Annotated in this window: 26 protein-coding genes; 3 read left to right on the plus strand and 23 right to left on the minus strand. The window is 45.0% G+C overall.

Annotated features, from left to right (window positions below; translation table 11 throughout):
• Positions 1-4 precede the first annotated feature (4 nt).
• The 17 genes from HMPREF0999_RS10055 to HMPREF0999_RS10135 form a co-directional block, all read right to left on the minus strand.
• Entirely contained in the window at positions 5-799 is a 795-nt protein-coding gene (locus HMPREF0999_RS10055; protein WP_010183650.1) for an acyltransferase family protein, read from the minus strand.
• Positions 694-1,083, minus strand: coding sequence for an acyltransferase family protein (locus tag HMPREF0999_RS23320; protein ID WP_029257201.1), 390 nt, complete (start codon positions 1,081-1,083; stop codon positions 694-696). Before HMPREF0999_RS23320 ends, HMPREF0999_RS10055 begins: the two co-directional genes overlap by 106 nt.
• Before the next feature lie 17 nt (positions 1,084-1,100).
• A complete protein-coding gene (locus HMPREF0999_RS10065; protein ID WP_009275853.1) occupies positions 1,101-2,099 on the minus strand; it encodes a glycosyltransferase family 2 protein in 999 nt (332 codons plus the stop codon).
• A gap of 3 nt (positions 2,100-2,102) precedes the next feature.
• Entirely contained in the window at positions 2,103-3,050 is a 948-nt protein-coding gene (locus tag HMPREF0999_RS10070; protein ID WP_009275854.1) for a glycosyltransferase family 2 protein, read from the minus strand.
• An 8-nt stretch (positions 3,051-3,058) separates the two neighbouring features.
• Positions 3,059-3,799, minus strand: a complete 741-nt coding sequence (locus HMPREF0999_RS10075; protein ID WP_009275855.1) for an acyltransferase — start codon at positions 3,797-3,799, stop codon at positions 3,059-3,061.
• Positions 3,796-5,253, minus strand: coding sequence for a lipopolysaccharide biosynthesis protein (locus tag HMPREF0999_RS10080; protein WP_009275856.1), 1,458 nt, complete (start codon positions 5,251-5,253; stop codon positions 3,796-3,798). Before HMPREF0999_RS10080 ends, HMPREF0999_RS10075 begins: the two co-directional genes overlap by 4 nt.
• 34 nt (positions 5,254-5,287) lie before the next feature.
• Positions 5,288-6,535 carry a nucleotide sugar dehydrogenase gene (locus HMPREF0999_RS10085; RefSeq protein WP_009275857.1) on the minus strand — a complete coding sequence of 416 codons (1,248 nt, stop codon included), beginning with the start codon at positions 6,533-6,535 and terminating at the stop codon, positions 5,288-5,290.
• 8 nt (positions 6,536-6,543) lie between these two features.
• Positions 6,544-7,251 (minus strand): tyrosine-protein phosphatase, encoded by a 708-nt coding sequence (locus HMPREF0999_RS10090; RefSeq protein ID WP_009275858.1) that lies wholly within the window; start codon positions 7,249-7,251, stop codon positions 6,544-6,546.
• Between the two features lie 61 nt (positions 7,252-7,312).
• Positions 7,313-9,736: a GumC family protein gene (locus HMPREF0999_RS10095; protein ID WP_009275859.1), complete on the minus strand. Its 2,424-nt coding sequence runs from the start codon at positions 9,734-9,736 to the stop codon at positions 7,313-7,315.
• Positions 9,737-9,750: 14 nt separating this feature from the next.
• The gene (locus HMPREF0999_RS10100) at positions 9,751-10,542 is read right to left on the minus strand and encodes a polysaccharide biosynthesis/export family protein (protein WP_007844516.1); all 792 of its coding nucleotides are present in this window, start codon (positions 10,540-10,542) and stop codon (positions 9,751-9,753) included.
• A gap of 13 nt (positions 10,543-10,555) precedes the next feature.
• On the minus strand, positions 10,556-11,677 hold the full coding sequence (locus HMPREF0999_RS10105) for an MraY family glycosyltransferase (RefSeq protein ID WP_009275860.1): 1,122 nt from the start codon (positions 11,675-11,677) through the stop codon (positions 10,556-10,558).
• 62 nt (positions 11,678-11,739) lie between these two features.
• On the minus strand, positions 11,740-12,300 hold the full coding sequence (locus tag HMPREF0999_RS10110; RefSeq protein ID WP_009275861.1) for a UpxY family transcription antiterminator: 561 nt from the start codon (positions 12,298-12,300) through the stop codon (positions 11,740-11,742).
• Between the two features lie 780 nt (positions 12,301-13,080).
• Positions 13,081-14,295 (minus strand): tyrosine-type recombinase/integrase, encoded by a 1,215-nt coding sequence (locus tag HMPREF0999_RS10115; RefSeq protein WP_009275862.1) that lies wholly within the window; start codon positions 14,293-14,295, stop codon positions 13,081-13,083.
• A 7-nt stretch (positions 14,296-14,302) separates the two neighbouring features.
• Positions 14,303-15,064 (minus strand): hypothetical protein, encoded by a 762-nt coding sequence (locus HMPREF0999_RS10120; RefSeq protein ID WP_009275863.1) that lies wholly within the window; start codon positions 15,062-15,064, stop codon positions 14,303-14,305.
• A 31-nt stretch (positions 15,065-15,095) separates the two neighbouring features.
• Positions 15,096-16,016: a relaxase/mobilization nuclease domain-containing protein gene (locus HMPREF0999_RS10125; protein ID WP_009275864.1), complete on the minus strand. Its 921-nt coding sequence runs from the start codon at positions 16,014-16,016 to the stop codon at positions 15,096-15,098.
• Between the two features lie 4 nt (positions 16,017-16,020).
• Entirely contained in the window at positions 16,021-16,392 is a 372-nt protein-coding gene (locus tag HMPREF0999_RS10130) for a plasmid mobilization protein (RefSeq protein ID WP_009275865.1), read from the minus strand.
• 227 nt (positions 16,393-16,619) lie between these two features.
• Positions 16,620-17,114 (minus strand): DUF3408 domain-containing protein, encoded by a 495-nt coding sequence (locus HMPREF0999_RS10135; RefSeq protein ID WP_009275866.1) that lies wholly within the window; start codon positions 17,112-17,114, stop codon positions 16,620-16,622.
• A gap of 583 nt (positions 17,115-17,697) precedes the next feature.
• On the opposite strand from HMPREF0999_RS10135, the gene HMPREF0999_RS10140 reads away from it, so the two are divergent.
• Positions 17,698-18,009 (plus strand): helix-turn-helix domain-containing protein, encoded by a 312-nt coding sequence (locus HMPREF0999_RS10140; RefSeq protein ID WP_008666975.1) that lies wholly within the window; start codon positions 17,698-17,700, stop codon positions 18,007-18,009.
• On the opposite strand, the gene HMPREF0999_RS22670 is transcribed toward HMPREF0999_RS10140, so the two are convergent.
• Positions 18,001-18,210: a hypothetical protein gene (locus tag HMPREF0999_RS22670; RefSeq protein WP_182289298.1), complete on the minus strand. Its 210-nt coding sequence runs from the start codon at positions 18,208-18,210 to the stop codon at positions 18,001-18,003. The genes HMPREF0999_RS10140 and HMPREF0999_RS22670 overlap by 9 nt on opposite strands.
• Before the next feature lie 129 nt (positions 18,211-18,339).
• Here HMPREF0999_RS22670 and HMPREF0999_RS10150 point away from each other — a divergent pair, with 129 nt between their 5' ends.
• Positions 18,340-18,663, plus strand: a complete 324-nt coding sequence (locus tag HMPREF0999_RS10150; RefSeq protein WP_007853013.1) for a helix-turn-helix domain-containing protein — start codon at positions 18,340-18,342, stop codon at positions 18,661-18,663.
• A 337-nt stretch (positions 18,664-19,000) separates the two neighbouring features.
• Here HMPREF0999_RS10150 and HMPREF0999_RS22675 read toward each other — a convergent pair whose 3' ends face one another.
• The 3 genes from HMPREF0999_RS22675 to HMPREF0999_RS10165 are packed head-to-tail and all read right to left on the minus strand — an operon-like array spanning position 19,001 to position 20,169.
• Positions 19,001-19,180 carry a hypothetical protein gene (locus HMPREF0999_RS22675; RefSeq protein ID WP_083865952.1) on the minus strand — a complete coding sequence of 60 codons (180 nt, stop codon included), beginning with the start codon at positions 19,178-19,180 and terminating at the stop codon, positions 19,001-19,003.
• A 4-nt stretch (positions 19,181-19,184) separates the two neighbouring features.
• Positions 19,185-19,577 carry a hypothetical protein gene (locus HMPREF0999_RS22680; RefSeq protein ID WP_004320820.1) on the minus strand — a complete coding sequence of 131 codons (393 nt, stop codon included), beginning with the start codon at positions 19,575-19,577 and terminating at the stop codon, positions 19,185-19,187.
• A gap of 31 nt (positions 19,578-19,608) precedes the next feature.
• Positions 19,609-20,169 carry a sigma-70 family RNA polymerase sigma factor gene (locus HMPREF0999_RS10165; protein ID WP_009275869.1) on the minus strand — a complete coding sequence of 187 codons (561 nt, stop codon included), beginning with the start codon at positions 20,167-20,169 and terminating at the stop codon, positions 19,609-19,611.
• A gap of 324 nt (positions 20,170-20,493) precedes the next feature.
• Here HMPREF0999_RS10165 and HMPREF0999_RS22685 point away from each other — a divergent pair, with 324 nt between their 5' ends.
• Positions 20,494-20,745, plus strand: coding sequence for a hypothetical protein (locus HMPREF0999_RS22685; RefSeq protein ID WP_227195601.1), 252 nt, complete (start codon positions 20,494-20,496; stop codon positions 20,743-20,745).
• 370 nt (positions 20,746-21,115) lie between these two features.
• Here HMPREF0999_RS22685 and HMPREF0999_RS10170 read toward each other — a convergent pair whose 3' ends face one another.
• Positions 21,116-21,715, minus strand: a complete 600-nt coding sequence (locus HMPREF0999_RS10170) for a GNAT family N-acetyltransferase (RefSeq protein ID WP_009275870.1) — start codon at positions 21,713-21,715, stop codon at positions 21,116-21,118.
• Between the two features lie 5 nt (positions 21,716-21,720).
• Entirely contained in the window at positions 21,721-21,888 is a 168-nt protein-coding gene (locus HMPREF0999_RS22690) for a hypothetical protein (RefSeq protein WP_009275871.1), read from the minus strand.
• Positions 21,889-21,902 lie beyond the last annotated feature (14 nt).

The following is a 21,902-nucleotide window of genomic DNA, read 5'->3' on the forward strand; positions in this document are numbered from 1 at the left end:
TCATTTATCTTCCACCATTGAGTAAACTACAGAATTGTGGGCATAATTTTTTTAACACGTAATAAGTAATAAGACTCAATATAATGGTTGTTAATATACTTAGCATATAAGTCATAACAGCTACGGTATTTGATGTCGGTTGTAAAGCGAGACAAAGTCCCTTTCTCAAAGGTGCTACAAACAGGCCATGCAAGGCATATACAAAAAATGTTGTCGAAGCGAAATGTTCTATTAAAATCGTAGATTTTCCGATGCTTAGTCTTAGGATTAAATCAGCACATATAAACATTACAATCATGCCTGTTAAAATGGTGATATTATGTAGCAAATAATGATAAGTTTCCCCACGGGTAATCATATCTGCTATAATTACAATGACAAAAAGAAACATAGTTGATATTTTTGCTTTTCTTGATTTAAAAATATCAGCTAAATCAACCTTGTTCATAGAAAAATAACCGCCTAATGTGAAAAAGAAAAATCCAGTCATATCTATGCCACAAAACTCAGGGTTAAAGCTCAGCCAAATACCCCCGATTAATCCTACTAATAATCTGCCACACTTAATGAGCCTGTATAATAGAGGTGAACAAAGTACTACAATCATCAAATCTCTTACATACCACAAGGGGAAATCTATAGGCATGGATTTAGATTCTCCTAATCCTTCAAATCGAAATTCCCAAAATGATTTTAGAAAATTTTCAAACGAAATTGGAATTTCCGTGATTCCTTGAAAAACGGGACATAGGGGGGGTAATGCTTCGCTATGAAAAATAAAAAGGCTATCAGATTCCATAAAAGATAGGGTATAAGAAGTGTGTATAGTCGATGATGTAATTTAGATGCATACTCATTGTGTGTTAGTGTTCCATTCCGATAGAATAAAAATCCTGAAATTAAAAAAAACATTGGTACACTAAATCGACCTATTATATTGCTAAAGAAATACATTACATCTTGTGCCCATTGCCCACGTAACTCAGGCACAAGCTGGTCGGATATGTCGCAATGAATCATCACCACACCCACCATTAGTGGAAACCGAAGTAAAGTAAAAAACTTTAATGTATTTGTAGTCATTTCTGTATGTAAAAAGATTATTTTAGATTCAGTCGAGTTTTAAACTTTCTGCCTAACAATGCGGTGGCTATTTTAAATATTGCATCTTGAATGGCAGGTGTGAAATGTAAATAGCAGAATAAAAACAATTTTCCATTTAAAGAATTAGGAACGTAAAATTGTTTGAATATTTCGACATGTTTTTTTATCATTCGTAATACATCTAAACGATGTTTTTTAGTGAACGATGAAAAATAGAGTGAAAACACACCCATTACCATTTGGTTTAGACCAAATTTTTGAATACAGAAGCGTTTATATTCGTTATCTGAAACTGTGATGTCATATTGGTAATAGTCCAATAATAATTCTGATGCAAGAAAATAGGCATCAGTTGACTGTAATCTTCGAGAAAGGGATTGTTCTCCATAATGCATATAGTGATAACCCGCATATGAGGAAAAATCAAACTGCCTTGCATATTTCAAGCATTCATAATAAAATACATGGTCTTCGTGCAAACGTAACCGCTCATCAAATCGAATATTATGCAACTTAATGATTGGTGTAGCAAACATTTTTCCCAAAATAGCCCCTAAGTGTAAAATTCGGCCTTGTTTAGGGATTTCCTTTGTTGACTCCTTCGCTACTGCTCCTACATAGTCCATGAAATACCCTTGAAAGACTATTTGGTCATCTGCATATGGAAATTCCATAAAGCGTAAAAGATAGCTAGGTTCTACCCAATCATCGGAATCAATAAATGTAACATAGTCGCCTGAAATTTTGTCTAATGCCTTGTTGCGAGCTACAGATACTCCGCCGTTTTTTTGATGATATACTTTGATTCTAGTATCTTTCTGTGCATATTCATCACAGACATCTCCACTTCTGTCGGTAGAACCGTCATCCACAAGTATCAACTCCCAGTGGGAATATTCTTGTTCGATAATTGATTCTATCATTTTGCAAAGATGTTTCTCTGAATTATAGACAGGAACGATAATGCTTATTTTCCGCTGACTTAGTTGTTGCATAATTTACTCTTTTGATATAATCCTTCGTATAGCCATTAAATTTTCAAAACCTAAAATTTTGCTTACGAACCTTATCCGGGGCGATTTTTTCCTCAATTGAAATCCAACCCCTAAGTTCTCCACTTGGTCTTTCGCTTTCTTATATAGGGCTGGATATTTGTTGCCATATAGATAAATAAAATACGTGAAGTTATAACTCAATGCTTTACGTACTCGTAAATTATCTTTATGAATGAGTGCGTTTTCTTTATAACTGATATAGCTATCAAGTAATGACACTAATTTATTCTCACTGTTTGCTTTGCTTACTGTGGAGTATTCGCCTATACGATAATAAACTTTAGCATTGGATATAAAATATGCTTTTGAGGCTATCATTAATATGCGCGAAAAAAAATCACCATCTTGGTTCATGAGTAGATTTTCTTTCCAACCTCCTGATTCGTAGACAAGCTGTCGGGATACCATGTAGCATGATGTTTGTAACATACTACCTGTCTCCCATAAATCAATCAAAAGTTGGAAAGGGTCTATATAGTCTTTATAAAAATGCCGAGATGGGAATGTCGTTTCTGCTATAGAAGATCTAAATTTATCCCATTTCCCAAAACTTATACATCTTTCATTTGCATCGCATAGGCGTATGATATGTTCCTCTACAAAGGAAGGATTAATAATATCATCAGCATCTAAATAAACGATATACTCACCGGAACTTTTACGGAAAGCATAATTACGTGCAGCACAAGCACCGGAATTATCTTGTCGATACACTTTAATGATATTGGATTCAAAACTTTTTGCGATTGCAAATGAGTTGTCGGTTGAGCCATCATCAACGACAATTATTTCGATGTTGCGATAAGTTTGAGCGAGACAACTATCAAGAGTTTCTGCAACAAATCGCTCTGAATTGTAACAGGGAATAAGTATTGAAACTTTTGGTGACATGTAATAATTTATATGATAGATAATTCTATTTTTTGTACTACTGTTTTATTCGTTGGAATATGTTTCCCCACTAATGTTGTATTGTATCCGACTATCACATTGTTACCGAGTGATGTACCTTTCAATATGGATGATTTTTCACCAATCCAAACATCATCACCTATTATAACAGGTGCTGTTTTGGGCTTTTCATATTCAGCGCCAAAATTTGGGAACTTCTCACGTGTTAATTTTCTTCTTTTTTCAGAAGGATAGATGCAGTGTGTATTTGTATCCCAAATCCTAAGATTATAAGAAAGCATACAATAACTACCTATTTCTACTCGCTCATCGGAACGGATTTCACTGCCGTTATTTATATTTGTATATTGTCCGATGTGAATAAATCCCCCAAAACGGATCCACAGTCTTTGAAGTCGTAAATAAACATGATGATCCACTATTAGTTTCCCTTGGCTAATTGTGTACAATGGACATGCAATATTATTTCCCTGACTTAGGCAAGAATACTCACTGATATGAACATGCGATCCTTTTGTTACAAAAATTTTTACGCCAATTAATTGAACATGACTATCTAAAATTAATTCAGAAGTACTGTCTACATAAATGGTACTCTTTTGAATCCTTACATTTTTTCCGACCCGGAAAATTCCTCCTGTTTGTATTCTTACTTGTGAATGTTTTTTTCTATAGGACCAATGAGTTTCCACAAGTTTGCGATAAATTTTGCAAAGTAGATTCATCATTTCTTATTTTTAGCCACTGTGTTTTTGATTAAAGTTTGGCAGATTACATATCCATTGTTTTTCGCCCACATATTATATCCTACATATGTGCATAAAAAATAAATGGATTTCAAAAAAATGTCAATAAAATGATTCCTACTTGAATAGTCTATAATCTGCCATAGTAATATAGCAAAAATGAAAGGTGCCACATATCGTACAATAGTGTATATTTGTGATGCTACAGGTAATTGTATGCAGGTGTTTGCTGCAAAAAAGTAAGGAATTAAATTAATTCCTGATGCAATTGATACACTCCATATATAAGCATGAAAACCATAAATAATCCCAAAGGGTATGGCTATTAATAAAATCATATTCCGAATAATTCCTATCCATAAATATAAACTCATACGATTTACTACTGAAATAATAGCATCATAGACTACAGGGAGGCAAATTGTAATAGAAAACAAGCCTAAAATCTTAAATATCTCAATTGCTCCTTCCCATTTATTTCCATAAAGTATTATAATTAAATCGTCAGCGCACATATACATAAGACCTGCAAATAAAAAGGTCAGGAATGAAATCACATGAATGAGCTTTATAATGCTATTACGTAACAATTCCACATCATTTTGAAGTTTGCTGAATGTTGGTAACATTGTACTCCGGATAGCAGAAAAAGAACATTCTATAACCAAATTATTTAAAGACTTAGCCCGATTGAATAGACCCAAAGAGGCCGCACTGTATAATTTACCAATGATAAATGTGTCTAATTGTCTAAATACTCTATTTATAATAGTGGTCAATGTCATTTTCCATCCAAAATTCCAAAGTTCTTTGACTTGAGAAGGTTGAAAAAGCATTTTGGGATGCCAAGAAGAGATTATCCATAGTATGGTCGAATTAAAAAGCCAACCTGCGGTATTTGAAAAAACTAATGCCCATACGCCAAAATCTAATAAGGCCAATATTATACCTCCAATTCCTGAAATAAGGCCAGAAATTAGTTTTGCAATAAAGGGGGCTTTAAAGTTTAACTTTTTCTGAAAAAGGGCTGTTTGTAAAGTTCCAAATGAACTGATAAGGAAAGAAAAGGAAGTAATTCTTACAATATTACCTAATTGTGGCATTTCAAAAAAGTACTCAAAGAGAGGGGCTGAAAGAAAAACAGTCAATGTACAAAATCCTCCTAACAGAATATTAATCCAAAAGACTGTGGATAATTCCGTTTCCGTAATTTTCTCTTTGCGTATAACTGCATTCCCTAATCCAAAATCAACGATAGAGTCAAGTATGGTATTTAAGACCAACGCCATACTAATCAAACCGAAATCAGAAGGCATTAGTAATCTGGCGAGAACCAATGAAACAATAAAGTTTCTCGTTTGGTTGACAGCCATATTCAAGAAATTCCAAGCACTACCTTTGAGTCCTTCTTTTTTTAAAACGGAAATGTCGCTCATGCTAAAAGTTTTTCATCCCACACATCAAAACTTATCAATCCCTGCTAAAAATATCTCTTGTATATACTTTCTTTTTTGCACTATTCAAACAATCATCGTATCTATTGGCTATAATAACCTGAGATTTTGATTTAAATAGTTCAATATCATTCACGACTTTACTTCCAAAGAAAGTACTACCGTCCTCCAGCGTGGGTTCATAAATAATGACTTCTGCTCCTTTTGCCTTAATACGTTTCATTACTCCCTGAATGCTGCTTTGTCGAAAATTGTCACTGTTGGACTTCATCGTTAGGCGATAGACTCCAATAACGCATCGTTTCTCGTCATTAGGATTAAAATCTCCACGGTTATAGTAGTCATAGTAACCTGCCATATGTAACACACGGTCAGCAATGAAATCCTTGCGGGTACGGTTGCTCTCTACAATGGCTTGTATCAGGTTCTCTGGTACATCTGCATAATTGGCAAGTAGTTGTTTGGTGTCTTTGGGAAGGCAATAACCTCCATAACCGAATGACGGGTTGTTGTAATGAGTACCGATTCGTGGGTCAAGGCTTACCCCGTTGATGATGGCCTGCGTATCCAGCCCTTTTATCTCGGCGTATGTATCCAGTTCATTGAAATAACTTACACGCAAGGCCAAATAAGTATTGGCAAACAGCTTTACCGCTTCCGCTTCGGTAAGTCCCATGAAAAGGGTGTCTATATTTTCTTTGATTGCGCCTTCTTGTAACAAAGCAGCAAAAGTATGGGCTGCTTCGTCCAAGCGTTTATCTCCTTCCGGTCGACCGACAATGATACGGCTGGGATACAGATTGTCATACAAAGCCTTGCTTTCGCGCAGGAACTCCGGTGAGAATATCACATTTTCCGTATCCAGTTTCTTGCGTATATTCTCGGTATAGCCAACCGGGATTGTACTTTTGATAACCATAATGGCACGAGGATTCACGCTTTTCACCAGTTCTATGACTTCTTCCACATGGCTGGTATCAAAATAGTTTTTCACTGGGTCGTAATTGGTCGGAGCGGCTATTACCACAAAGTCTGCATCTTGATAGGCTGTTTTACCATCAAGGGTAGCTGTCAGGTATAATTCCTTTTCAGCCAAGTATTTCTCTATATAGTCATCCTGTATAGGTGATTTTCTCTGGTTGATAAGGGCTACCTTCTCCGGAATGACATCTACCGCCGTTACATGATGATGCTGGCTTAATAGCGTAGCAATACTTAATCCGACATAGCCTGTTCCAGCTACTGCAATCTTATAAGTTTTCATATATTCTATTATTTAGAAAGGTCTTTCAATCGTTCCAAGATATTTTTTTGCATTTTCTTTCTTATCATTTCTTCGTAAAGAGCAAGGCGATGTATATCGCTACCCATTAAATTATAAAAATCGTTTTTCAACAACCATTCGGCTTTCTTTTTTGTTTCCACGCCGTATGCACCGACTAAAGAAAAGAGATTGAGTTGAAACTTCACCCCTATGCCTTTTAATTGTCGATAATCCGATTCACCCATATAAACATACCGCTCCGGATGAGCGAGAATGGGATAGTAGCCTTTGGCCTTGATGCGGAGCAGAATGTTGTTTAATCCCATTGGAGGGCTGAAGTAAGAGGTTTCCACCAGCAGACGGTCGCCGCTCTCACCCAAAGGCAGCAGGTCGTTCTTTTCCAACCGTTCCTCGAAGAGGTTGTCGAGCATATTCTCGGAGGCAAGATGTAGTTTTATCCGTCCGCTATAGGCGGCTTGAAGTTCAGCGTAACGCTCCCTGAGATGCGTTGTGGTGTTGGGCATATCTTCCATGATATGCGGTGTAAGCCATATGGATTTTATGCCCAACTCTTCATACAGGCGCAGTATTTCCAACGCTTCTTCCACAGTCCGCACCCCGTCGTCCACACCCGGCAGGATGTGCGAGTGCCAGTCGGTAAAACCCTCGAATATGCCGCTATCTTTCAGCGGGATGCGTTTTCTGAAAGGCCACACAATGATATGAAGATTTTATTTGAAATACTTATTTGATAATTATTTGACAACCAACTGTTTATCACCCAACACCAACACGTTTCTCATCGGAGCCGTAGTGGTATCCCGAGCCGTAGCCGTAGTGGTAACCATACCGATAGCCGTAACGGTATCCGTAGCGGCCACCGCTTCCCTCGGTTCCATTCAGGATCAGGGACATGTTCTTGTATTTTTTCTCCCCGTAGATCTTCTCCAATTCAGCAAGCATACTCCGTTCAAGTAATCCTGCACGAACTACGAAAATGGTACGGTCTGCCAGCTTCTCGATAATCTGCGTGTCTGCCACTAATTCGATGGGCGGACAGTCGATCAGCACATAGTCGTATTGCCCCCTTACGGTATCTATCACCTGCTTCAGGCGTTCGTCGAACAATAGTTCCGTTGGGTTGGGAGGAATCGTTCCCACGGGTAGTATATCCATAGATTTATGCCTAGGATCGGGTACGATAATCTCATCCAGATTGTCGATACGACCTCCCAGATAGTCGCTCAATCCCTTGGCAGGAGAGTCGATATAGGATGACGCAGATCCGTGGCGCAGGTCACCGTCGATTACCAACACTTTCTTCCCTTTGATGGCAAAGCTCACGGCGATGTTCATGGTCAGGAACGATTTGCCACTGCCCGGATTGAACGAGGTCATGATGATGACATTCGATGTCTTGTCCTTGCCGGTCATAAACTCCAGATTGGTACGCAATACACGGAACGCCTCGTTGATGATGTCACGGCTGCCCTCCTTGACGACAACGGTCTTGACTTCCTGCGGCTTTTTCCCGAATATTCTTTTCTTCTTTCTTGTAAACAGCGGAATTTCACCGATGAACGGCACGGTCACACTCTCCAGGTCTTTCCTTCCCCGTACACGGGTATTCATATTCTCGCGCATGAAGATAATGACTATCGGAATGAGCAGCCCCAGAGCAAACGCGGCCATAAAGATGTTTTTGCGTACAGGAGATGTCGGCAACATGCTACCGTGCGGCGGGGTGACAATGCGGGTATTGTAAGCCGTGAATGCCTGCGAGAGTTCATTTTCTTCACGTTTTTGCAGTAAGAACAAATAAAGAGCCTCCTTTACCTTCTGCTGGCGTTCCACCGAAAGCAGGTATTTGGCCTGTGTAGGGTTGGCCGCTATACGTGATGTTGTCTGTTGCTCCGTCTGCCGCAAACTTTTTATCTGCGAATTCAAGGTTACTATCTGATTGTCGATAGACCTGATTATCGCCCCACGCATGGATGCCAGAGCCTGATCCATATCCATGACCAGCGGATTTTCTGCGCTGCTGTTCGCAACCAGGCTGTTACGCTGCAACAGTTGTTTGTTGTATTCGGCAATCTGCGATTCGATGTTGGCACTCTCTATACCGGAATTGGCCGGAAGCAGTTGGGTACGGTTGGCATCGTTGGCTAAATAGTTCCGGATGTAACGGGTCATGTAAAGCTGGTTGTTCAAGGCCAGGATCTGTGCGTTGGTCGCACTGCTTTGGGCCATGTACATGCTCGATGCCGCCTGCACGTCGGGTAACAGGTGTTCTGACTTGTAGGAGGAAATATCCTCGTCCACGTTCCCCAACTCCTGTTCGATTACGCCCAGACGCTCATTGATGAACATTGAGGTACTGACAGCGATCTGGTTCTTATCCTTCACCCAGTTCTCGTTATAAACGGAAATCAACATGCTCAATACATCTTCAGCCCGCTGTGTGGAGTTATCCTTGAATGACAAGTCTATAACCGACGCTTTCTCGTTATTCAATGAAACGGACAGATTGGATGAGCAGGAGTTTACAGCGTTATACAAATTGGATTTGCCTACATATAATGTATATGCCTTGCCTTTCACGTAATTGGGTGTTGTATTGATAATGATTTTTCCCAATGGTGTAGGAATGGAGTCGAACAAGCTTCCCTTTATATCCTTTTCGTCAAGATCCGTCCCGTTACGTATAAAGTCAGACAGGAATAATGTGCCGTCCGGCTGCACTTCCAACGTAAAACCGGCTGATTCATTTTCAGGCAAGTCATTTATCGTTACATCCACTGGTAATGTCAGCCCATAGGCCACCTGACGGTGGAATTTTCCCGGAACGAAGTAATTCATATCCAAACGCAACCGTTTAACTACCTCGGTCATTAAAGCCGGTGACTGAAAGGTGATGAGCTCATTATTCACATTTGTACCGGATTGGAACAACCCGAACTCCGAGAAGGATTCCAAATCCGAGGAAACCGACTTGCCTTTGGAATCCTCCTTGATCAATACCGAAGCGGTGCGTGTATATACAGCAGGAGTACGCAACAGATAGACGGTAGCGACACCGATCGTTGCCACTAAAGACAAGACGAACCACTTCCACCTTGCGAGACACAGATACAACAGATCCTGTATCCGCAGGAAATCATCCTGCTGTCCCGGTTTTATATTCTTTTGATTTATGGCCATATCTGATTTTATATTTATTTCACAATTAACACGGTAATGGTAGTCAGCAGCGAGGCCAACGACATCCAGAAAGAAGCAGAACGGACGTTATTGCCGTTGACAGTCGCCTGCCGTGCTTTCATTGAGTTAGGTTCCACATAAACTATATCGTTCTGCTGTAAATAATACACGGGAGAGGCATAAAGGTCGTATCCTGAATTCAGGTTAACCTGATACAAGGTCTGTTTACCGTTTTCCTCCCGTTGTACCAGCACATTCTCCCGTTTCCCGTAGACGGTAAGGTCTCCGGCCATGCTTAAAGCATCCAAAAGCGTCAGCTTGTCCTTATCAATATTGAAGCGTCCGGGGCTAGCAACCTCACCCAACACGGAAACGGTCAGGTTCATGAACTCAACTGTAACGACAGGGTCTTTCACGAGATTCTTCGAAACCAGTTCCTCTTTTATATACGAGGCGATTTCCTCGCGTGTCATTCCCGCCACATGGATATGCCCCAACACTGGAAAATCGATATCTCCATCCTTGTTGATCGTATATCCTGATATCCCCTGGCTATTGGATGTTCCCGATGTCGTACCGATCTGTCTGGATATGATCGGAAGGTTGAAAAGGTTCATCAACAAGGGGTCCTTGCTGTTGACCAGTATTGAGATCTTGTCTTCGGGACGCACCCGGATTTCCAGCGGGTTCAAGACTTGTTCTGCGGTACCCCGTTTCAGGTCCGTGAAATAAGCGACTTTCGGCGTGGCACATGATCCCAGCAGGAAAGCCACGGTCAATAAGAATAAAATGTATCTGATTTTCATATTTCATTGATTTTTATTTGTTGGTTTTCTGTTCCGATTGAAGTTGTCCGATAGATTTCGTCAGCCTGATGTTGGCAAGAGTCCATATCAGGATATCGCCCAGCACGATCCAGTTCACATTGAGATAAAGGGACAGAAGAATATTGAGCAGTATGAATATTGTTGATACGGAAACAATGATAATCATGGCATTGCGCTGCTTTATTCCGAGAGCAAGCAGCTTATGGTGGATGTGGTTCTTGTCCGGCAGGAACGGGTTCTTCCCGTTGCGTACCCGATACAGGTAGACCCGGACCACATCGCAGCATGGAACCAGCAAGGGTGAGAAGGCCAGCACCATCGGATGTACATTTCCTGTATTATCGTCTAGACCGCACATGGTCAGTTTGAGACTGAGGAAACAGAGCATCATGCCAACGGTCAAACTACCTGTGTCACCCATGAAGATCTTCCTTCCGTGCTCGGCGTTCCCGAAAACATTGTAATAGAAGAACGGTACCAACACTCCCAATGTGGCGAACGCCAGCATGGCATAGACATGCTGGTGGAGCATGAAAAAAGTCAGACCGTAAAACAGGCAGACGACACTGCATAGCCCGGAAGCCAACCCGTCAATGCCGTCGATCAGGTTGATGGCATTGATGATGAAGACCACGATTAAAATGGTCAAAGGATACCCCAGCCATAACGGAACCGCATGAATACCTAGGATGCCGTGCAGGTTATTGATATATATTCCACCGGCGATAAGCATCACGCCACACAGGATCTGGATGACAAACTTGGCACGATAACGGATACCAATTAGGTCATCGGCCATGCCGACCAGATACAGTACCATGATGGAGCAGAAAGCAAAAGCTAAAGGCCGTACATTGTTTCCGATTTCAGACAACATTTCCGAATGCCCCAGTGCCATATTGATTCCCAGCAACAAAGCTATGGTGAAAAACACGACCGGTTTGAACGCGATACCACCCAATCGTGGCACCGCACAATGATGTATCTTCCGTTCATCGGGAAGGTCGAACAGCTGTTTGCGAAAAGCGATCAGCAGAATCTGGGGAATGACGATACCCGCACAGAGAACACAAAGCAAAAATGCCAGTGAACAATTTACAATCCAAAAATACATATATTCAGATATTGTTTTTTATTTGCGTAAAACCGTGAATAAGGATTCCAGACTTTTCCATATCAGGAAATGACTTCAATCAAATCGGGATGAACCTCAGCCGATATCCCCATAATCCCCTCAAGCATCACGACCACCCGGCGGTTGCGTTTCCCTTTTACCCGCATAAACACACCCTTAACTCCATCAAGCTTGCCGCCGTGGATACATACACGGGTACCTTTCCGTACGTCGATTTCATCCGGCTTATAATAGGCCGTATCCTTCTCATACAGGGAAGCTATTTGGATGAAACTGTCCATCTGGTCGTCTGGCACGGTGATATATTCCATACCCGTGCTTTTTTTCCACATGGCGAATTGCAGGAAGTTGTACCGTTTCTTGAATTCGGTGATCTGCGAGTGGCTGGCGTGGACGAAAACCAGACTCGGTATGACCGGCACCAGCCTTGTCGACTTCATCCCGTGATAGGTCTTTACGGCGTAATGTTTCGGAATGAAATATTCCAGACCGTATTCTTTGTCCTTCAGCCTGTCCTCCGCCATTTTCTCATTCTTGTAGGCGCGCATGACGAACCAGCGGACCTGCTTTTTTTCTTCCACCGTAGAAAAACTCATACCCATATTGCCGGGATTATTTTATAGGTGAGGATATACCCCTAGTTCATGCCAATTCGTATATTGGTATGTATTACAACGGATTACATTTCCTTTATTCATAATATCCACTATCAGTCCCATACTTTTGACAAAGTGTACAGACCTCATTTCCGAGGCTTCTGCCGCTACTTCTCTTGGCAAGAGAAATATTACAATGCGCAAAATTACGTAAAATATTGAAAAAACAATAGAAAACGGGTGATAAAATTAACCAAAACATTCATACAGAGTGTATTTGCTTAACATATGTTGGATAAGTACCATAATGCCGTTCCGTATTTCTATCTGTTCGTCAACCAGTTACGTGAAATATGATCCCCGGATATTTCTCTTGCCAAGAAAACGAGCCATATGCTCAACAATTTTTATTGTATTACAAAACGCCTTCAAAAATCCTTTTTTAAAAACATCCGGTTTTAAATTGTCAATAAGAATATCTCCAACGGTATCCTGCCGCTATATTGACAGTTCATGGATCTTTTCTGGTACTTTTCTTTTTAAGAGAAATACCGGAAAGGGATAGTTCTGATAATCAGATGCTATATATGAAACCTGACGAGGATTTGTTTGACAATTAAACCGGAATTTGAAACATTTTCTTTCGAAGAAAACTGTTTTTTATCATACAAGTGGATATTTTCCTATATTTTACCTATCTTTGCAATGTGTAATATTTCTCTTAAAAAGAGAAGCAGGAACGGCACAGCCTTTTGTCCGATATTCTGCGTGCCGCATCCGTTCCCGTTATAAGGATTTGAGTATGATGTCGTTTGCCTTGTCCACCTGTGAAGTGTCCAGCGAGGCGAGGTAGATTCTGGTCGTGTTTTCCGAATCATGTCCCATTGCCTCGCTGATGGTTGCCAGCGGCACATTCTTGCTTCTGGCAATACTCGCCCAGGCATGGCGCGCTACATACATGGTGAGCGGCATACCGAGCCCGAGCCGTTTCCCGAGTTCCTTGAGTTTTCCGTTGATGAAATGCGCTGCGCTCCTGTACTGCCGCACGGCATCCTTGGCCGTATCCCTGATGACCGGAAAAAGGTAGGGGCTGTCATTGTGGCCATACCTGTCCAGGATCTCCTGCATGGGCTTCTCCCATTTAATGGACAGACACCGGCCGGTCTTCCGCCTGCGGTAGGTCAGCACGCCGCCCTTCAGATCAGCCTTTTTCAGGTAGGCGATGTCGACGAACGACATGCCCCGGGTATAAAAGCTCAGCATGAACATGTCCCTGGCGTATTCCATGCCCGGGGAAAGGCGCAGGTCCAGGTCACGTATCATGCGGACCGCTTTCAATGGAACAGCACGTTTTACGGTCTTGTCTATTCCGGTGTAGACATGCTTGAAAGGGCTGCGCTGTACCGTCAGTTCCCTGTCCACCGCACGGTTGTAGACGGCACGCAGGTTCCGCATGTAATAGGAGGTGCTGTTCGGACATATCCCCTTGTCCTTCAGCCATGCCTCGTATTCCAGCATGAGGGTGGAGCCGATATCCTCCAGCGGGATGTCGCCGTCCCTGCCCCGAAAGTGCGTGAAGCTGTTCAGTACGGTGGTGTACCTCTCGGCGGTGCGCTTCTTGCCGACACGCTCCAGTTCCTCCACGAGCCTCTTTCCGAAGGCCATGAAATTATGGCTGTCCTCAGGGGGCGGGTTGTGAAAAAGTTCGACAACCCTGCCGGCGGGATAGGTACCGCCGGAACGTTCCAGTCCGGCAATGATACTTTCCAGACGGCGGATGTCTTTTTCCATCCGCTCCTTTAACGCAAGCAGGAGGCTTCTTCTGGAATCACCGGATACCGGCAGTATGATTTCCGACGTGCGTCCGTCCCATTCCGAAGGGAACAGCCTGTAACCGGTGTTTATCTGGCGCGCCATCCTTTCGTGGATGACCTGGAAATAGAGCGTCCCCTCCCTGCCTTCCACGGACGAGGACCTGAATTTGGTTTTGATTGTTGCCATAGTGCAGTCATTTTGAATTAGGATTGTCCAGTTGCTTCCTGATTTCCTGTGCCTCCTTGAACAGCCGGTGCGCCAGACTGTCCTTGTAGGCCGCCATTTCATGGTTACGGATGCGGTTCCTGACCGAGTCCTCAAAAGCGGTCACCAGCCTTTCCACACGCCGGATCTTTTCCTCGTCCCGCTCGATGGTGAAATGCTTCTCCAGGAAGGCGATGTCGGGATCATCTCCCGGCAGGCAGATCCTGATGGCTCGGTATTTCAAATCGGCATCCTTCAAAAGCCGGTTCGTGCGGTACTGGTTGCAGTTGGTCCAGACGGAAACGACCAGTGCCAGGATCAGTGCTGAAGCTGTCGTTACCACCGCCTTGGATGCGCTTTCCAGACGGTAGGTTACCAGTTTGTGCTCCGGTTCCTTTTTTAACAGGACCATTCTCTCATCCAGCCGTCTTACCGTTTCCTTTACCGCCTGGCTGTCCTGCTGCAGGCAGTCCCTTGTCTTTTCCATTTCCCCGGCAAACGTTTCGGCAGACAACGGCCTGCCTTCCGACAACCGGGCGGTATGGCTACGTACCGCTGCTATTTCCGAACTGTTTTTCTCCACAGCGGATTGCAGGCGTTCCAGACGGATTTTCAGTTCCGCAATCCCTTCCGGGGAACTGGTTCGGTTTTCAACTGCGGGGCTTATGCCTTCCACGGGCAGCGCCTCCACTTTCTTCTCGATCCTTTCAAGACATCCGTAGATGCCTTCCAGATAGTTTTCCTGTTTCATCTTTCAAAGTTTTTTCGTTATACATACTAGTTTACAAACTCCTTCCTTTCCTGCGCTTCTTCTTTCTCCGCAGGCGTTCCGCCTCTTTCTCGTCCTCCGTCGGTGGCACCGACGGCATGAACACGCCACCCGTACCGGTGACTTCGACCAGGTTATCAATAACAGAACCATGACTTTGTTCATGGTACGGTTGCTTTCGGGAAACGTCATTTTCCAGGGACGTGACATGGTTATGCTCCAATGCCGCATCCAGCCTTGACCAGCTGAAACTGCGGTCAATCTCACTTCCCTTGAATGACAGACCGTCCTTTATAAAGCGGATGCCCTGCACGTCATTAGTGTTTCCCTTGTACTTGAATTCCATTTCCACGCCCATTTTTAAGAGCCTATTTTGAAATTCTTTCCATGTATCTGCACTCCTCAAAGCTTCCTTGACCGCACGGTATATCTCGTATTTCACCCTCTCGGAAGCGTGCAGCTTTTCCGTTTTAACGGACTGTTTGCCTTCGGAATAGGTGAGTGAATACTTGTCCTTGAGCATTTTTGTCACCCTCTCGTTACGCCTGAAATCGTTGCTGTCGGAAATCACCTTCCCGTCGAAGTCCACCCGGTTGAAGACGATGTGGCAGTGCGGGTTGTCCGTCCCGTGATGCCTCACCACGATGAACTGCGTGTTCCGTATCCCCATCAGTTCCAGGTATTCCTCCGCCAGACTTGCCATAAAGGCGTCGGTCAGCCTCGGCGTGTCCTCCGGCTTGAAGCTGAGCGCGATGTGCCCCACCGGTTTCGTCACGTCCGGATTCAGCAGGCATTGCCACCGGAAACTTCGCGCCATCTCTTCTGCCGTTCCCAGCAGCACACCTTCCGAGGCGATGATTTTCGCGTCGTCCTTCTGCGTCACGTAGCGTATGCAGCCGCCGAACGAGCGGCCTTTCCTGATCTTCCCTATCATGAGGCTATCCTTCCTTAGGTCTGTAATCATCCATGATCCGCTTCAGCTTTTCCAGCAGCCCCTCTATCAGCAACCTTGTCCTGTAAAAACCTGTCTGGTGCGAGAGCTTTGTCAGCCGGTTCAGGTTGTTTGCCATTCCCGCCAGGCTGCGCAGCAGCGCGTTCTCTTCAGGCGTATGCCTTGCCGTCACGGTGGCCGCCAGTGCCGCCTCCCTGATATAGACCGCCAGACTCCGGCCGGACTTCCCTGCCCTGAACCTGAGAGCCTCGTAGCTGACAGGGGAGAACTTCACCGTCACGCCTTTGGTCAGCTTCCGCGTCCTGCCCAGTGCCGGACGGCCGCATTTTTTCTTCATCCCATTCACATCCTTTGTCATATGTTTTTTCTTTTTCGTCCGTACTTCTTTCATTCCAGAATCTGCGACCGGCGGGAGTGGATTTGCCCTCCCTGCAACCGCCGGGAGCGGGGAGCAAGGGTTTTCGGGAATCCGGAAACATACCCTTGCTCCCCCCACAGAAAAATCCCCCCGCATTTTTCACATTGAAGCGGGTACACAGGGGACGGTGCATACATCGGGTACACTCCACGCCCGGTTACAGGCTGTCAGATTTTTCTCCACTGCTCGATGTCCCCACGGTAGGCGGCAAGATGCTCCCTGGCAAGGTTCTCCAGCAGTCCGGAAACGCTCATGCCACGCCCGCCGAGCCTGCGGACGACGGCGTCCAGTTCGTCCCTCACATCCTCACTGACGAACACCGTCTTGCGGTTCCTGATCTTCGGGACGGTGAGGTATGTTTCCCGGTACTCCTCCAGCGAGGCCCTGCGCTGCCTGCCGCTCGTCCTTCTTCTCACGGGGTCTTCCGGTTCCGGCGGGGTGTCCTTTCTTCCCGCCTCCCCGGACACCTCCTCCGCATCAGTCCCGGATGGAATCACCGGTTCCGCATCCATACCGGTGGATTCCCCCGGACCGGGTTCCATCATGAGTCTTTCCCACCACCCGTCGTGGCCGGGGCTAGGACTACGACCGTTCTTTCTGTCTGTGGTTTCGGATGCCGCCGTTTTCTTTCCTCTTGGTTTTTCAGTCGGTTCACTTTTCATTGTACATGGATTTTAGATGGTTGATACTGTGGGCACGGTCTACCCGTTTGCCCGGTTGTCGGAAGCAAATAAAACGATAATAACAAGTGCTGTGAAACGGACGGGTCCGATTGGCGGGGTTTGCCGTGTTATTCATATTGTTGGATCGGTCTGACGGTGATGACTTCACAAATATACGCACCAGAAATTCCAAAATTCCCCGGGAACGGATCTGAACGTAGTACTTCTTAGCTTACTGAAAAGTGATGCGAAAGTTTACCAAAAAGTGATTAATCAACTTTACCAAAAATGCTGTTTTTAAATTTGCCTATTACATCTGAACGCTTGTTTACTGAAAGCAAATGAATGTTAAAATCAGATTCCAATGACATCTGATGACATATAATGACATCTGATGAAGGGCCGGAACCATATCCGGGAACAATCATTTACTTTGCGGATGAAACAAGTACGCATATGGTGTCAAAGGTAGTCATCCTGTCTTGAAATTCAGGATGTTCCGCCGGAATTCACTAAATTGCGGCACGGAATCCGGATCCGAAAAGAGAATGAAACAGATGTCAAACCTGAAATTACATTAATTATGGAAATAGTGAACATTGAAGCAAGGACCTTCGAGGCGATGCTCTCGGCCTTCCGGACGTTCGCGGACCGGCTGGACACCCTTTGCCGGCTGTACGGTGACATGGAAGAGAAGAAATGGCTGGACAACCAGGAGGTGTGCCTGCTGCTGAAGGTCAGCCCGAGAACCCTGCAGACCCTGCGTGACAACGGCACGCTGGCATATACACAGATCTGCCACAAGACTTATTACAAGCCCGGGGACGTGGAAAGCATTATCCGGATAGTGGAAGAGCGCCGCAAGCGGGCTGAAAGCATGGGAAAATCAATTTGAGAAGCCATGGGAAACGAAAGGATGATACTTTCTCCCGACAGTCTGGCAGGCGGCTGGGAAAGTCTGGACGGCAGTCCCGATTTCTACATCTTCAGGGATTCCAGCGGGGACTACCGCCTGCTGGCCTACAGCCTTGACGCGGAGTACGGGCGTGGAAGCTTCTCGCTCTACAGGATAGACGGGGACGGGGAGGGATGCCATATCCGTATCGGTACGAAAGAGTGCCGGTTCATGTCGGAGGGATGCCCCCACACCCTCCATGTCATGGGGTGGGGCCGATATATGAGAAACTGAAAGAGTAAATGTCAAACCAACAAACAGATGAGATTTATGATGAACACCGATAACCGTCTGCTCACCCGTGAGAGCAGCGAGCATATAAGAGAGTTCTTCTCCACCGTCGAACGTCTCTCCGTTTCCATGGAGCGTCTCTTTGCCGGCAGGTCACCGGCGATGGCGGGCGAGAACTTCTATACGGACCGCGAACTGGCTGAAAAGCTGAAAGTGAGCCGCCGCAGCCTGCAACAGTACCGTGACAGCGGCCTGCTTGCCTTCACCCGGCTGGGCGGCAAGATACTGTACCGTTCCTCCGACATCGAGAAGCTGCTTGACAGCTGCTACCGGGAGGCGAGAACCAGGCCGGAGGAACTTTAGGAAAGTTCCGTACGGGATCGTGAACGAAGGGGCGACCGGTATGACAACCGACCGCCCCTTCGTTTTCTTTCCACCGGATGAACGACTTTAATTTGCTCGTAAAGTATTTATACACAGATCGTTTTTCTTTACGAATTATGATCCGGTGACAACATTGGCATAACATGGCGGGACATGGAAACATTTTTCCGGTATGGCAATAAGATACGGGGATTCCATTATAAAAAAAGACCCTTGTTTTATTATGTCATTATGTTATTCTGAATTGGGGCGGGCTGTCCGTATACCGGTAGAACGGTCCGTTCCCGTAATGGTGACACATCCCGTACCGGTATCATTATCCGCCGGCAATGCCGCTTCCCGGTCTTGCCGGAGTGACCTTATGCCGGCCGGTGACAACCGCATGTCCGTGCGTAAACATGGCGGCGCATAAAAACAGGCACATCCCCCGGGCTCCTGTCCCGTCGGATGCGCCTGTCTCCGTCATGTCATATACAGCCGGACTCCTCCGGCCCATGCCTCTATCTCAGTATCGGGTTCGAGAGCAGTATCTTGTAATAGGCCACCCCGCCAATCTCTACCGGCATCCTCGCCATCATGAACTGCACGCTCTTCCTCTCCACCTTCGCCTGCCGCATGAGCCTCTGCACGATAAACCCCGCCGAGAACCTTGCGCATCTTTTGTCCTTCCAGACGATGAACCCCTCGCTGTCGTCGGCCCGGCAGATATACCAGTCACCCGTCTCGTCGTCGTGGGCGAAGTTCACCCGTCCGCCGCCGAGGATTCCCAATTCGATTGACATCGTCTTTGACAGATAGACAGTCCCCCTGCTGTCAAGGTTGATGGTCCGCTTACCCTTGTATGTGACTTCCTGCGGACGAGAGTTTTCCCTGTTGTATACTATCAGTGCCATAACTTTCTTACTTTTCCGTTAAACAATTTTTTCAATACATGAAGCTTTCCACCGCCAGCATCTGACTTCTCCATGCGAAACCGCTGTGGGTACGTACCGCGTCCACTATCCTGCATACTTTCTGCGATATGGCCGATGCCGAGATACCCATGCATTCCGCCAGTGCCTTGAACGAGAACTGTGCCTCATAGAACCTGAGCATGAACATCCGGTATTCCTCGTAGGAGAACTTCTGCCTTACGAAACGCAGTATGTCTCTTACCAGCCGCTCGCACCCGTTCAGGTCATCCTCGGAAAGGAATTTTGCCTCCTCGCCACATCGGAGAAAGAAATCATCTTCAGGGTGTGCATACCGGTTCTCCCTTTTAATCTTTACCAGGGCCGCCTTTTTGTAGCATCCGATGAAATACGCGTCATAGTCCGTTATGTCCTTTCCGGGAACCAGCACCTGCCTTCTTACGAAAAGGTAGGTGTCATGGAAATTGTCCTCGTCCAGCATTCCGTACCGGCGTAACGTCCCTCTCAGCCTGTCATAGGATTTTGTGAACCACTCGTTGAACAGTCTTTCCTTTTCTGCGCTCTTGTCTGCCATAGCCTTATATTTTTTTGAGTTATACATGGCCTACACGGGTAGGCATTCTTATTTCTTGTGCTTCCTCCAGTTTGTTTTTCGGCGGTCTCCGGCAAGGCTTGCCGTGAAAAAATACGCTCACGCAAAGCGTGAGGAAGATTTTTTCACGAGCAACCAGCCCGAAGGGCCGCCTTGCGGGACCGGCCTGAAAAACAACTATTTTTGCCGCAAGAAATGAGGATGACGGATTACTTCCTTCTATCTATTGTCTGTCCGGTGAGAATTTAAAATTCCATGCAGCTTTTCTGTCTTCGGCATGTTTGGAGAAATATTCAAGGATGTGGAATGAGAACGGCAATATGTGATATTGCGGAAGGTGCGGAAATGGGATTGGAAACAGGAAGCGTGCCCGGGCTTTCATGCAGTTTATACGGCGGTGTTGATTTTGGGGAGGATTACAGGGAAGTGACAGGCAGGTTGGCCGTTCCGGAGAAATTGTATGTGTACGTTGTTCCTTCCGAAATACGGAGTCCTTTAAAATCATGGAAGACCTCATTCGGGAGTGTGTCTCGATATTTGCCTGAGACAAAATTATAAGTCGCCTATTCATGGATAAGTATTTGGAATATATCAACGACATGCTACGATGCGATAAAGAGCATCGGAATGACAGACTGAAACTCGCAATCAGCTGATAATGCGGACTATTCTAAAACAAGTGTGGAAAACTTGAAGGCATCCGCCGGAAAACCTTGGAAAAAGAAGAACCGGACAAAGTCCCCGCCTTCAAAATAATGCTCTATTATGCCACAGGTGCGGCATTACTTGTCATTCCGGATTGGCTGCCCATGAAATCCACCGCCCGCCATCAAGAAAACGGCCGGTGCCATATGGCAGGCAATCGTAGCGGTAGCCCGTCTTGGGAACCCGTTGTCACCCCAAAGGATTTTACTGATATATTATTATGTCAGTCCTTTTTCAAATCAAAATACAGCAAACGGGTTTTCAAAGGTTCATCTTGCGGAATATCATAATATTGCTTTTCTATCACGTCTGTCTTATAGAGTGGAACGAAACCGTTTCTTTCATAATACCTGAGAATCTTTTCCTCATTGTATGCATCCACCACGATAAAACGGCATCCTGTCTTGTTGTCCTCATGACGGAACCAGTCTTTTATGAAAGCCATCAGTTGCCGTCCTACGTGGCTTGATGTACCCTGATATTCCAGGTTGACCCCCAGTCTTCCTATCAGTACGGCCGGATAGCTGCGTCCACGTTTAGGATTTACAATATTGCGTTGCAGCCTGTTTTTATCATTGGGGGATATTAATCTGGTCTTGATACTGTCATTGGACAAGGTAAACAAGGCCACAATACGATGCGGGATTTCAGCCGTCACCCAACAATATGTTTTTCCAAGGAGTTCATCCGCATACAGATCGGCATCATTGAGAAAAAAATCATCAAGGTCATTCTCGCCACAAGTGAAAGGAAGGCAATTCCTCCGTACTTCCTTGTTATAGGCAAGCATGACACAATCATCATATAAAGAAATACCGTCCATTGCTGTTAATTGAACCGGAATGAACGGGATTTCTCCAATACTTTTCTCAACCGTTTCTTTGCCTCCACTGATAACCGGGGTGTTACCTTTGCGGCGTTCTTGTCTGCACTGCGTACGAAATCTTCCGCCGTAGTGCCCTCCAAAACCGGAATGTTCTTGATAGTTATAGCCATGATATTATTTTTTG

It is taken from the genome of Parabacteroides sp. D25 (assembly GCF_000307475.1).
Classification (GTDB): domain Bacteria; phylum Bacteroidota; class Bacteroidia; order Bacteroidales; family Tannerellaceae; genus Parabacteroides; species Parabacteroides distasonis.